8 protein-coding genes and 2 pseudogenes are annotated in these 13,346 nt (G+C 44.9%); 8 read left to right on the top strand and 2 right to left on the bottom strand.

Going from position 1 to position 13,346, the window contains the following annotated elements:
• Position 1 precedes the first annotated feature (1 nt).
• Positions 2-910 (bottom strand): helix-turn-helix transcriptional regulator, encoded by a 909-nt coding sequence (locus OGX91_RS22365; protein WP_052463783.1) that lies wholly within the window; start codon positions 908-910, stop codon positions 2-4.
• Positions 911-1,217: 307 nt separating this feature from the next.
• On the opposite strand from OGX91_RS22365, the pseudogene OGX91_RS22360 reads away from it, so the two are divergent.
• Together OGX91_RS22360 and OGX91_RS22355 are read left to right on the top strand one after the other, a co-directional pair.
• Positions 1,218-1,577: pseudogene (locus tag OGX91_RS22360) on the top strand (transposase); the annotation flags it as partial.
• A 478-nt stretch (positions 1,578-2,055) separates the two neighbouring features.
• Positions 2,056-3,351 (top strand): ATP synthase subunit B family protein, encoded by a 1,296-nt coding sequence (locus OGX91_RS22355; protein WP_199946969.1) that lies wholly within the window; start codon positions 2,056-2,058, stop codon positions 3,349-3,351.
• A 132-nt stretch (positions 3,352-3,483) separates the two neighbouring features.
• On the opposite strand, the gene OGX91_RS22350 is transcribed toward OGX91_RS22355, so the two are convergent.
• A complete protein-coding gene (locus tag OGX91_RS22350; protein WP_482849013.1) occupies positions 3,484-4,467 on the bottom strand; it encodes a BrxR family helix-turn-helix transcriptional regulator in 984 nt (327 codons plus the stop codon).
• A 186-nt stretch (positions 4,468-4,653) separates the two neighbouring features.
• On the opposite strand from OGX91_RS22350, the gene OGX91_RS22345 reads away from it, so the two are divergent.
• From OGX91_RS22345 to OGX91_RS24240, 6 genes and pseudogenes are all read left to right on the top strand, one after another.
• On the top strand, positions 4,654-6,060 hold the full coding sequence (locus tag OGX91_RS22345) for a Wadjet anti-phage system protein JetA family protein (protein ID WP_199946970.1): 1,407 nt from the start codon (positions 4,654-4,656) through the stop codon (positions 6,058-6,060).
• Positions 6,050-6,721, top strand: coding sequence for a DUF4194 domain-containing protein (locus OGX91_RS22340; RefSeq protein WP_137848790.1), 672 nt, complete (start codon positions 6,050-6,052; stop codon positions 6,719-6,721). Before OGX91_RS22345 ends, OGX91_RS22340 begins: the two co-directional genes overlap by 11 nt.
• Positions 6,705-10,217 (top strand): SbcC/MukB-like Walker B domain-containing protein, encoded by a 3,513-nt coding sequence (locus OGX91_RS22335; protein ID WP_199946971.1) that lies wholly within the window; start codon positions 6,705-6,707, stop codon positions 10,215-10,217. Before OGX91_RS22340 ends, OGX91_RS22335 begins: the two co-directional genes overlap by 17 nt.
• Position 10,218: 1 nt before the next feature.
• The gene (locus OGX91_RS22330) at positions 10,219-11,457 is read left to right on the top strand and encodes a Wadjet anti-phage system protein JetD domain-containing protein (RefSeq protein ID WP_199946972.1); all 1,239 of its coding nucleotides are present in this window, start codon (positions 10,219-10,221) and stop codon (positions 11,455-11,457) included.
• Between the two features lie 256 nt (positions 11,458-11,713).
• Positions 11,714-12,691 carry a hypothetical protein gene (locus OGX91_RS22325; protein ID WP_286627329.1) on the top strand — a complete coding sequence of 326 codons (978 nt, stop codon included), beginning with the start codon at positions 11,714-11,716 and terminating at the stop codon, positions 12,689-12,691.
• A gap of 387 nt (positions 12,692-13,078) precedes the next feature.
• Positions 13,079-13,156, top strand: a pseudogene (locus tag OGX91_RS24240) (hypothetical protein); the annotation flags it as partial.
• Between the last annotated feature and the right edge of the window lie 190 nt (positions 13,157-13,346).

The raw sequence follows: 13,346 nt of genomic DNA, 5'->3' as shown, positions 1-13,346 counted from the left end.
TTCACTCCTGCTGCTGGTTGTCAAAAGTAGTTCCATTGCATTGTTTTTTTAACTCTGTTATTTGCTGGTTAAGTTTTTGATAGAAACGCCGTTGTATCTCAACAGGAGAAATAATAATAAGATTTGGTAACCAGTAGCGTAACAGTGGAAATAATTGATTTTCATGCGCCATTTCCGTTTGCACGATTAAGTCGCCGTTAGATTCTTGGCTGATTGTTTTTTGTGCGGGAAGTATTCTTCGACGTTGAAAATAATAGCTTACATCAGCTGCGATTTTGACATGCACAATCTGTTTATTCATAGAGAACCAGACATCATCTTCCTCGATAAAATATTGAATAATGCCAGGCTCTGGTGTGAAGTATTCATTTTTCAGTTTAAGCCAGTGAATTTTAGCTAGTTGGAATCCCTTGACATTCCCGTTCTCTACAGCCCCCAGATACCAAACACCCTTCGTGTTTATGAGTTTATAGGGTGCAACGCTCCGCTGTTTTTCTTTATAGTGGAACTCACAAATTTGATTCTCACGAATAGCTTTATCAAACAAACCATAATTGCATTCAAGCATACGCTTCGCTTGAGGATCACCTGGTAATGAACGTATATTCAATGAGGTGAAATCAGGCTGTGATAATATTTTTTTTGTAGGGAATACATCCTCCATATCAAAGATTCTAACAAGGCTTTGTAAATTATTCAGAGAAATAGGCTTGACGTAAGCAGGGGCCAGTCTATAAATGCCGTTTCCGTCATGGATTATGCGATCTCCAAGACGATTAAGATCACGATACAGTGTACGTTCGCTGATGTTGAATTCATCCATTAATTTCAGTCGTGATACGAAACCATGCTGATACAGTTCCGCCACAATAGTGGTTATCCTTTGTGCCATGATTTCGTGTCCGCTCATGCATACGCCCCTCTGTAATTTTCCCTAATATTACCCCTCATAACTGACAGGTCATGTCAGTGTGTTTAAGGAGGCTCAGTTTTTTATCATACATGCTTTGCAATGAACTCTGAGTTTTTTTTAAGAAGCGTCAACCATATTTTCCATGCACACTGATCCACATCTATTTCAGTTGAAATCCAAGAAAAACCTTGTTGAGCAAATCAAGTTTGTGAAGAGTGGTGGGGGTGTAAGCATCCCGGTAAAACGGCCCATTCACTTTTAGAGATCTTCCAACATACTGATTATATCCCTTGGGGAGATCACTATGCGTAAGATCCGATTCACTGAACACCAGATCATCGCCGTTCTGAAGTCCGTCGAAGCCGGACGTACCGTCAAGGATGTGTGCCGTGAGGCCGCTATTTCGGAGGCCAGCTATTACAACTGGAAGGCAAAGTATGGCGGGATGGAAGTGGCCGATATTAAAAAAATCAAAGACCTTGAGGATGAGAATCGACGTTTGAAACAAATGTTTGCCGACCTGAGTCTGGAAAATCTCACGTTAAAAGACGTCATCGAAAAAAAAGCTTTAAAACCAGCGATAAAGCGTGAGCTCGTCAGCTATCTGACGGCACAATTTGCCATGAGTTTACGCCAGGCCTGCAGGACGTTATCGTTGACAAAAATCCACGCAGCAGCGTGGATTTTTTTCGCGTTCATTGATCTGACAAAGCTCCGGAAAGCCTGATCAGACAGCAGAAGCAACTTAGACGTTGAACCGTAATTTTATTGTTATATTATTGATATTTAACATTTTTATTTTTATTAACTAATCTTGTACTCATATTCGTACTCACTTTGGCTGATGCTACCAGCTGAGGCCAGTTATCACAGCTACAGCCAATTCTTGTTCACCCGGATTGTGTGGTACGACTTTTCTTTATCAATGAATTGTTTTGATGGGATTGTCGAGTATTCAATAAGTGGAAGTGTAGTTGTAAGCACTTTCACAGGAATATATCTTATTTGACAGAGAGATTTTTGCTGGTAACGGGCATTTCGAACGCGATTGATACGTCAATCGATGGAGAGCCCGGCCAGAGTCCTTTCAATGACCAGCAGGCAAAGATTTCTGATAATTTTAGCCAAAGAAGGGTAATGTGATGTCAGATATTAATCCACAGGATGCTGCACATATTTTCCCCCAAGATCGGGAAGCGCTGTATCACTTGGTCTGGCGTGAGCCTGCGGAGCGTATAGCTGCCCTGTATGGCATTAGTACGGATTTACTGGCGAAACAATGCAGTGAAATGCGTATACCCAGGCCGCTTGCGGGTTACTGGAAAGCGCTGGCGAAAGGGGTTGCACCTGCAATCCCCGAGCTACCAGCTCTGAAAAAGGATAAGGTGGTGAAGGCGCTTGAGAATAGCAACCCACCAGTGCAACCTTCCACCACTGCGTTACCAAAACCAGTACTTTCCGTAACCCGAAAGCAAGCTCCTGTTACAGGGAATGGCTATGGGTTAATAAATGATCTTAAAACGTATCTGCCGGCCTCCTCGGTTACAGAAGATGGCTATTACAAGCCTACGAAAAAGAAATTATTGGATCTCAACGTTTCTGATACGGGATTTGATAGTGCGATAGAGTTCCTGAGTAGATTCTTTGATGCCCTGGGAAATAAGGGATACCGGGTTACGTTGGATGCACCGGGAGAAAGGTTACATCGTGCGGATATTGATATTAAGGAAGATTCGAAAGAGGGTGGGTATCGCAGGGGCAATCTATGGCGGCCTTATACGCCAAGTATTATTTGTATTGAGGATATGTACTTTGCGTTTAGTCTTGCTGAAATGACGGAGTATGTTCCAGCGAAAAAAGTCAAGAATCGCTATGTACGTGACGAACAGATGGGGAGATGGATACGGGGAAGAAATAGTGAACCTTTTCTTCACGTATCGAAACATACCTTGCCTACTGGGCGATTTCTGTTGCAGCTTTACTCACCTTATACTTCCGCAAAATGGTTACTTCAGTTCCGGCAGACAAAACAATGTGGATTAATTAGTCAGATCCCTAAGATGATTTCGGCAATGCAACAGGCTGTTCCGTTAATTTCAAAGCAACTAGAACAGGCCAGAATTGAAGCTGAGGAGTGGCGCATTCAGCGTGAGCGGGAACAAGCCATATACTCGGAAAAGAAGCGGATAGAGCAGGCGGAGGAAGCGCGTAATGCCAGTCGTACTGAGCTGAAATCCATTATTGCCCAGTGGGCAGAAGACAAACGGCTGGAGCAGTTTTTTTACGAAGCAGAGATGGATGCAGCAATGCTTGATAACCAGCAGAAGATACAGGTCATGGAACGCCTGCAACTTGCCCGTCAGTTCCTGTCTGACGATACGGCAATTGAGCGGTTGTTGAAGTGGAAAACACCAGGAGAGTGGTTAAACAAAGGATGAGTCTATTTCCTCGTCACGATGTTAAATTAATGTGGATTGAACCTGATAACCCAAAGCCGACATTTGGCCCGGATCGGCCAACTTAGCTCTGAGATACTTCGAATATTCTACAGAACTTTTTCTTACTAGAAATCAACTTGGGTCAAATCCGAGTTCGTGGGCAAGTTTATTTGAGTCAGTTATGAAGGCAAATACTGGCCAAGCCTTAGGATTTTCATTAACAGCAAGATTGTATTCAGCTTCACTTGCAGGAATGCGATTGTCGATCAGAAAATAACCGATTAGCGGTTTGCGAAGCGCGAACCGTTTGGTGATTCCATCCTGATCCAACTCATAATCGATCACGATTAATGCCTGCTGATCTTGGCTGAGGTGTGGATTAGGCCTCAGCTCAAGTTCGATCATCTGCTCCCACTCAGTATCAGGATTAGGTGGGACACCTCTACAACGTTCAAAGGCAGGTGCATTATCGCCCCAGTTCTGCGTGTTTTTCGAGGGTTTAACTACTTTTGGGGTGTTTTTGAAACGACCAATGAGAAAATCGCGATACGCCATATTATCCCAACAAAAAGCGCGTACGTGGTAACGGTTATTAACGAACGCGATAGCCGTGGGTGTTAGCCGTCGGCTACGTCCTTTAGGTGAATTCATTGTTGCTACTACAGCTTCAATAGACTGCTGGTGCTCAATGGCCGAGAGTAATCGTGCCAGAACACGCAAATTATGATGGCGTAACAGCATGGGCATTTCAGTGGTGTGTGCAGTTATGGGCGGCGCGAACTCTTCAATGGCCTGCCACTGCAAATCTGCCTTGGATAATAACACCGGCTCAAACCCGTCAGTAGGTTGATAGTAGGGAATACCCAACTGATATGGCTTTAGCGCCTTAGGCGAGAGTTGCTGGTAAAGCTTTATATCTTTCTGAGCCTGAGGGCGTGAGATACCAAAGGTTTCCATCAGCATGGTCGTTGTTAGCCGACGCTCCCAGAGCAACTGACGCTCAATGTAACACAAACGCAGCCACTGAGGGTGCGAGTATGCCCCAGTCTCTAGCCGCTTACTGGCTAAATCCGTTACGGAGACTGTTTGCGTGTCTGATGCGATCGCGGGTTTCATGTACTGTGAGTACTGCATATAGTGGCCCTTCTAATATCTTAAATGTGCAGACATCCGAAAGTATAAGTTGGCACTGTATAAATATCTACTACCATTACTTAATAATGGGGTGTATAAAATATACATATAGCTATATTGTACTTTCAGGTGAACTCAAAAAGTAACGAAAGAGCGTAGGACGATTCCGTGAGCTTTAACACACTCAATACCAATCTGTTTAAACCGATCTCGGGCGAGAATGGACGATCGATGCTTGCGTTATTAGTCGATCTCGATACTTTCTTGGATCCGACACAACTGGTAGATGAACCTACGCCGCAACAGGTACGGGTCTTTCTACGAGACTATATCGCCAATAAGAATTTGAGCCTTGAGATAGCGTCGGTTGAGCCAACGATAGGAAATCCCGCTCTGGAACATTATGTCTATAACCGGTTGCGAGATACGGGGTGGATTCGAGAAGAGCAGGAGAGCGGGTATCGATACGTCGTCTGGATGGCGCAAGATGCTCGTAGGCTGTTGAACTTCCTTGGCAATATGAGTGCTGAGCATCCCTCGTTAGGTGTGGTGTGTCTGGCGGTACGCTCGAACCTTTCTGAAGTGGTTAAAGACCCAACCAACGGATCGTTAGTGCGCAAAGCGGCTGATGACATGGAGGATTTCTTAAATCGACTCAGAGCTCTCGTGGGCAATATCCGCGAAATCCACCATGCAATTAGCGGTGGTTCCGTCCAAGGTAGTGGCCATTTCACTTTTTACTTTGAAGAATACTTGGCCGAACTCTTTCTACCCAATATTGAGAAACTCTCCCTGAAAGGAAACCCCAACCTTCATGCCAGTAAAATTCGTAAGCTAGTTAGCGATATCCGTTTCAGCTCAGAGCGCCTGGAAGCATGCGCTAGAGCCTATAAGCGTGATGATATTTCTAATCCTTCGGTTCAGCTTGTGGAAGCAGATCTAGATCGATTGAGCAAAGCGTTTGACGGAATTGCTCCACTGTTCAAGAAAACGCAGGACTATGCTCGTCGTATAACCCGGCAGATGTATGAGAAGATCAAGTATACCGTGCATACCCCAAGTAATATGGGGCAACAGATTCAGGCGCTGCTTGAGCGCATCGGGAGTGAAGCCTTGTTAGGCTCATTACCTAGCCCGTTGATAGGTGAAGAACTCCTTGCTGATTGCCGGTTGGCCACACCCAAGGCAAAGTCAATACTGCCTGTTCCGACGGTGCGCAGACAGCCAAAACCGTTGTGGGAAAAACGGGCATACAACCAGCTCAAGCAAGAACATATCAGTTTCCAGAAATGCGACCCTACACGTGTTGCCAACTTCATTGAATCGAATCTTGGAGAGCGAGTACAGATGACCACGGATGATCTTAGGATCGATACCGCTGATGACATGATGGCAGCGCTTCATTTGCGCCTTTTGGCACAAGGCATATCGAAAACTCATCCACTTTTTTCTCTGCAGTCCATGTACTGCGTTGAGTTCGATGAAGGGGAGTGGACGGACCTTAAACAGATGGCCGGTCGTCGCATCATAATTCGTCGGATCGTCACTATGGAGAAACGCACACATGACCAGTGAAATTGTGCTCAGAGAGTTGAAAGATATCGAGGCCAAGACATCTGCTGACTATGCCGATAGCTTACGTAACACGGCAGCATACCTACTGCAGAAGCAATGGGTATGGAAGGGAAAACGCGGCCAAAAAGAGCACTTCAAGTTGTGTGAGGATAATCTGGCTTATTTTAACAAGCTTTTTGATGGGTTGGATATGGGGTGGTACTACGATCGTAACTTCGGTTATGCGGGGATTTTACCGCGTGGTTCTGGTAAGCAACTAGATATCACCTCTACGCTGTTCCTGCTCATTCTACGGAAAATGTATGACGCTGAAGCGTCGATGGGACGTACGGAGCTTGGGTGTGTAACACCGCCAACGGTCGAGCTTCTTAATCAGTACGAACATGTCAGGGGGGAGATGCCCCCCATAACAGAAACCAATAATGCCCTGGAGAACCTAAGGAAGAAGGGAATTATTGAACTCGGAATTAAAGACCCCGATACCAAACTCCACGAGTTGACCGTTCTCCCTAATATTACCCGTGTGGTCGATCAAACCTATGTGGGCATGCTTAACCGCTTTATGGATAGTTACACACCTGAATCTGCGTCTGGCGAAGCGGTTTTCGAAGGAACTGATGATCTTGAGACACTGGAGGTCTACGATGACAGTGCAGAATAACCCCATACAAGCACATATTCTTCATAATGTGGTGTTGGCGCAGTGGTATCTGTTTGAACTGGAGACGATCCATCTCAATGCTCCAGCCACGCTAGTATCAGGCGAAAACGGAGCGGGAAAAACAACGATTTTTGATGCGATCCAGTTTGTTCTGATGGGGGGGGATCAACGTAAAACCCGCTACAACTCTGCCTCTGAAACCAAAACCTCTGGGCGTTCTGCGCGTAGTTATGCGCTGGGCGAGTTCAAAGAAAACGATGCAAAGAGTTGCCAACGTGAGAATGCCAATACTTACATTTTCTTAAACTGGTACGATAATCATCAATGTCCTTACGCTTTTGGACTGTCTGTTTATGCCAACAGTCAGTCACCAAACATTGAGACCCGCGGGCATATCATTAAAGGCCGCCACATTACTGAAGCTGATTTACTGTCCGGGGATGACGCCTTTCTACCATGGCGTGACTTTGTTGACCGCATGAAACAGGATGCCAAAGAGCGTCATGGTGCGATGAGCTATGAGTTGCTTGACAGTGCGCGGACGATACGTGAAAAAATGGCTGAGGCGATGTCGGTTAATCAGACGCGCAGCGCCAAAATTGAACCTGATTTATTGGTTAAGACATTATCAAATGCGTTACAACTGAAAATGGACAGCCCGATTGATCCATTTATCAGGGACTTCATTCTTCCTCCCGACCTCATTGAAACCTATCAATTGCGCGAAGATCTTCTTGAGCACCAGCGTATTGAGGCGGAAATCGCACGTGCCGAGAGCCACAAAAATGCGCGCGAGTTACTGATTGCCGAAGCGAAGAAGCTTACCCGGCATTACGCCAATGCCCACCATGCTCTTTGGGTTTCGCAAGAGGCCGATACTGTTCGGCTCAATGAAGAACTTGGCCGCACAGAAGATGCTCAAATAGCTGCGCAAGAGCGCCAGACAGCAGCTAAACGCACCATTGACAGAGAAGAGCCACGACTGCCGGAGCTGAAACAATGTCGTGATGATGCCCTGATCGCGTGGCAAAATTCTGATGCTGCAAGTCTGAGTAGAGCCGTTGATGCTGCAAAAAGCGCCGTTTCTAAATCCACAAACAGTCTTACCAACCGAATATTTTCACTGCAAAATGCTGTGCGTGAAGTTATCCGTCAACGATTTCCTGACACGCTGGGTATCCAGAGTTTCGAGCTATTAGCCCGGCACTGGGCGACATCCGTGGACATTCTCAATCGGGCAGGCATTGAGAGCCTCTCAGCATCGGAACATGAGAATACGCTTAAGGTAACCGATAAACTTAAAAGCGCAAAAAAATTACTGGACGAGATAGCTGAACGTATAGAAGTGGCTGATAAAAATGTGAGCCACGACTTAACACAAACCATGCATGAATGTAAGGCCTTGCAGGTGCGTATTGAACGGCTGAGAAAGGGACTTTCGGACATCAATCCGGCGACGGCTAAGGTCATCGAATTACTCAAACAAGAGAGAATAGAATCCATGCCCGTCTGTGACCTCTGTGAGATCGCTGATAGAGACTGGCAAGAAGCAGTGGAGTCGTACTTGGGTCCGAATCGCGAAGCACTGGTGGTGAGTGTACGTGATTTTGACCATGCATTGGAAGTGTACGAAGTTGCACAGAAGCGAGAGCCGCAACTCAAACGAGTACGCATGATTAACCCTGATCATGCTTTAGCCGCCAACAAAGCGCCCACTGAAAGAATGGTTTCAAAGCTGATCGAAACCAGCGATCCGATCGCTCGTGGTTTTATGAACATCATTCTGGATAGAACTAAGATGGCGGCAACGCGCGATGAACTACGAAGAGAGCGCAAAGCGCTAATGGCATCAGGCCTTGCGACCGGTAGTGGAACGGTGGGCGGTACCGCTCATATTCGCGGGTTATTGATGGGGAAACAGGCTAAAGCTGAGCAGCTTAAGCTCCTGGAGCATGAACGGGATGTGCTCGCACAACGGCTCTCTGGCGTTGAGAGATCAGCACAAACGCTGAGCAGGCTTAACCGCAACTGGGCTGGGCTATCTACATCTATTGTGGAGGGCTCATCGTCCGTACGGGAAAATAGTATCCGCCTGATGCAAGATAAAAAAGCATTGTCTGCCGCTCAGGAACAGTTGAAACCGCTGACATCAAAAGATGAACAGCTCAAAGCCGCAAAGGCGCAGGCTGACGACAATTATGAAGCATGTAATACGGCGATCATCAATGCCACGGCCGAACAAAAGAACGCTATTGCAACGTTAAATAGCTTGAACACCGAGATTGAAAGCCTCTCAAAAAATAGGGACGAGGCAGAACGAATCCGCAGTGAAACAGAAAAATCTCCTATACACAATACCGCCAAAGCAGATGAATGCTGGCAAACTTATGAGCAGAAGTTTGGGGGCGAAGAAGGATGCTATTCCCTGATTCGAAACAAAGCCCAGAATGAGGCTCAGGTTGAACGGGAGAAGGCGCTCAATACACGTGGAGATCTGTATTACAAGGTCGTTAGATTCACGACAGACTTTGCAGAGGATATAGCGAATCGTCAGGCGCTTCTTGAAGCCGCAAAAACTGATAACGTGAATACAGAGGCGTACCACTTTATTGAGGCAGATTGTACGGAATGGGTTGAGCGTATCCTGGCAGCACAGCTTTTAGTGCATCGTCAGGCGGCCCGGGAAGCTGCTGAACAGATGGAAAAAAACTTTCGAGGCATCATAGTAGGGGAGCTTCAAAGCCGCTTTGAGCAGATGAGATATACCTTCAATCAACTCAATAACTTGCTTAAGAAAGTCCCGTTTCACGACCACATCTACAGCTTCCACTTCAAGGTTCGCGAGATAGAGAGCTTGCGCACCGTCTACGAGTACATTACGACTGCAGATAGAGAAGAGACCGAGTTAGTTGGGACAATGTTCGAAACAGTATCAGAACATCCTGCTATAGACCTGTTGAAAGAGGCATTGCTCAGTGGTGACGATCTAATTAATGAGATCAGTGATTATCGCAGTTTCTTCACCTATGACATGAAGATGCGTAACCCTGACACCGGGACTGAGCGCAGCGTGGCAGATATGCAAAGCACAGGTTCAGGCGGAGAGCAACAAACACCAGCGTATATTGCGCTGGCTGCGAGTTTTATGAACGTTTACAAGATTAGTGGTCATTCAGATCGAGGGGCGTCTTTGGTACTCCTTGATGAAGCGTTCAATAACATGGATGGTGGCAATGCGAGCGCAGCAGTGGCCTTTCTTAAAGAAATCGGGTTGCAATTACTGATTGCTGCCCCGCCAGAAGTGACCCTGAAAATTGGTAAAGAGATGGAGCAAATTTATACCATTTGCCGTGAGGACAGAGATGTGGTGATTGACCACACGCAGATTTTCGAGGCAGGGCAGGAGCTTATAGACCAACGTAATCCAGTTTACCATCCAGAGCTTGTGGCTGAACGCGCTGCTGAATTGAAAGCTAAAGCCGAGATGGTTGAATGATATGAACTCTTATGTTGAGAAGTTCATCAATCAATTGATCAAGAAGATAGATAAACCAGAAGGTGTGGAACTTGAGTGCAGGATACGTATCACAGATCACGCCTATCGTTGGTACTTCGCCCTCAATAATAGTACCAAAACGGCGCTGCATAAGACGTTGGAATCCATTGCATACTTGAATATCCACTATCAGCGTAAAGTCGCGCTGGGAGCGTTTAAACATATTGAGTATATCGAGATCGTTGATGGCTACAGATTAATGGATAGTCAGGGAGTTATACCACAGGCTGATGAAATCAAAGTTTCATTTCGGCATTTAGAGACAACGGTGTTCAATGTACCTTGGTGGGATAATACGAAGCTGGAGATTGCCAAGGAATGGTCGAGCAACAAGACGTTTTGTGGTGTGAATCGCAACCAGGCAGACCGACTTTTTGATGCAATGAAAGTTATTGAGTGGATCGTCCAACTACCTGTCTCTGAGAATGTTCCCGATATTCGGACCCTCAGTGCCATGTTGTATGGCAACTCCAAGAAGTTAGAATGTAAGAGCTTTTCCGGTCTTATTCGAAAGTTGATGTTGCCGCATATTGACGATGATGTTGTGGATTTGCTTGACGATGGGGTTAAGCTGCTGGAGTATTTTGGGATTAGTAAATACCCAATACCAATGCGTTTCAAAGCCAATGGGTTGTTGCATTGCAGGGGGATTATCGATTTATCTGCACTCCACTACGGAATCGGTGTTTCCCCGGATGAAGTCAAAGGCATTGTGTGGGGACAACGGCCACCCTATGTGCTTTTCATTGAAAATCGTTCTAGTTTCGAGCGGTATGTGCGCGAAATTGATGATTTGGGTGTGATTATTTACACCGCCGGCTTCCCACCGCGCTCTTGGGTACATGTAATAGAGATCATTATCGCTGAACTGCGTATGGAGATACCGATTTACCATTGGGGTGATCGAGATGCCGGTGGCTATCGTATTCTTGCATTTTTGGCGAAGCGACTTGATATTGATATTCAGCCATATCTGATGGGGGTGGGGGCTGAAGCATTGACTCAGGCTGATGATGAGCTCGTTGATAAACCTGTAGTCGAATTAATGCAGGCGCTGGAGTCAGCAAAGCACTATCCAGCTATTTTAGCGCTTTATAGAGATCTAGCGAAACTCCAAATTAAGAATCTACCTTGGATCGAGCAGGAGCAGATAGCCCCTGTTAGCCCTCGGAAATATTGAAAGTTCTCCCTATTCGTTGATATTTCATGTCCTTATGTTGGGATCTCAAAATTGCGTGGAACTAAAAGGGGGGGGCTTACAATAGCACTTCAAAAGGATATGCCTACCTCCAATACTCATTTGCAAATGATGATGTGTGTCAGGCGGAGATTGAGGGAGTGAAAAAGAGCTCCTTGTAACTAATTGTGCGAAAAGCCTCATGAACTGGCGCTTTTGCTGATGCTATAATTAAAAGTATTGTGTTTATGGAGGGGTTATGAATTCACGCGATGAACCTGGTTCGTTTGGTTTGCCTGAAGGAGAGAAGGGCGAAATAATTTCCATGATAAATTTTGGTGAGTTTATGGAGGTTTACACAGAAGAATCTACATATAAACTCATGACTCCAGATAGTATTGATCCTGAGAGAGAACATCAAAATGTGCCTTGGATATACACTAAAGTTTCTGATTTTGGAGCATCTAACCCCTTGGTTGCTAATACAGTAATTCTAACTGATGAATTTTTACGGCAACTTTACTCCAATGAAGATAGTAACCGCATCCAAATCATTGGTAAGGCCAGAGACATTAAAAATGTTCTGTTGAATTATTTGCTGTCTTTGCAGTCTTTAATAGATAATTCAAATATTGAAATCAATAAATTTATTGATAATGAAAATGTCATGAACGGCAAGGCTCATGCTTACTTCCCTCAGCTAAAAGGTCTTGATGGATACGCAACGGATTTTTTAATTTCAGCTAAGCGATGCATTCAGGAAGTTTCTGTGATGGTGAGTTTTTTCTTACCATTAAAGAGCAAGCATGGGCGAATTGATAGGTTGTTACAGGATGTAAAGGCAAATCACCAGGATGCGACAATGCTAATTAATGTTCTAAACGAGCACTTGCCGATGTGTGAGCATATATATAGCCTTAGAAATGCTCAGGAACACGCCGCCACAACTGATACTCCATTGATAGTTAATAACTTTAAATTTGAAAATGGAAACGAATTAAATCCTCCCAAATGGGGGTTAAAAGGACAGGGATTTAAGTGTGTTTATGAAGAAGCAAATGAAATACTTTGGTTTCTGATTACATTCTTCGAAGAAGTATTTTTGTCATGTGTGACGTTGGCTTTCCCTATATTCCCAAAATATGAAATAGTTTTTAATAAAAATCCAGTGAAAGAGAACCCGGTGCGCTACAGTCTCCATTTATCACTTCCAGATGAATTTATTAATAAAGAGTAGAAATACGCTTCTTAAGGAAACTTATAATGTAGTTGGGTATACTAATTTTTATAGCATGTATCTGTTGTTAACTAATGCAGCTTATGCCCATCACTTTGGTGTAAGCCGCCAGACCGTCTATGACTGGGTGGTGAAGGGGGAGGCAGTGATCTCCAGTAGCAAGATTGACGTTGAAGCTACTAAATAAATGCAACATGGCAACGACCGTTCTGGGGGCAATGGCTAGCTTGTCCTGTCTACCTCACAGGTGATTGAATGGATTCATACCAGTCAAGATAAGTTGACTGCGCACAAAACCAAGATGAAGCGAAACAACTGCTGGAATCCGCCCCCACGAATTCACGGAAATCTCAAAAGGTTCGTGGAACTAAAATAGGTCTATTTACAAAACATCTAGAACTGATGAACGTTCTATGTAAAATTGAGAAACTTGGTGCGTTGGAGAAAATGCGTAAAGCGCGGCGGTTGGTGCTGATGTGTTGCCGATAGTAAAAGAAGGGTAATGGTATAAATGCTGGATCTTCTGATCCAGTATTTATAGTTTTGGATATTTTTTGTTTTTAAAGTTTTATTATTAGCCTGACCATTGGTTTGTATGTATATTGATCATTTATCTACTACTAATAAGTATTGTCTTGTTTGATAGACAGAAATA

The organism is Citrobacter sp. Cpa228 (genome assembly GCF_030333085.1).
Lineage (GTDB): Bacteria > Pseudomonadota > Gammaproteobacteria > Enterobacterales > Enterobacteriaceae > Citrobacter > Citrobacter pasteurii.
Note: the sequence above shows the minus strand (reverse complement) of the source record. Positions and strands in the feature narration are given on the sequence as shown.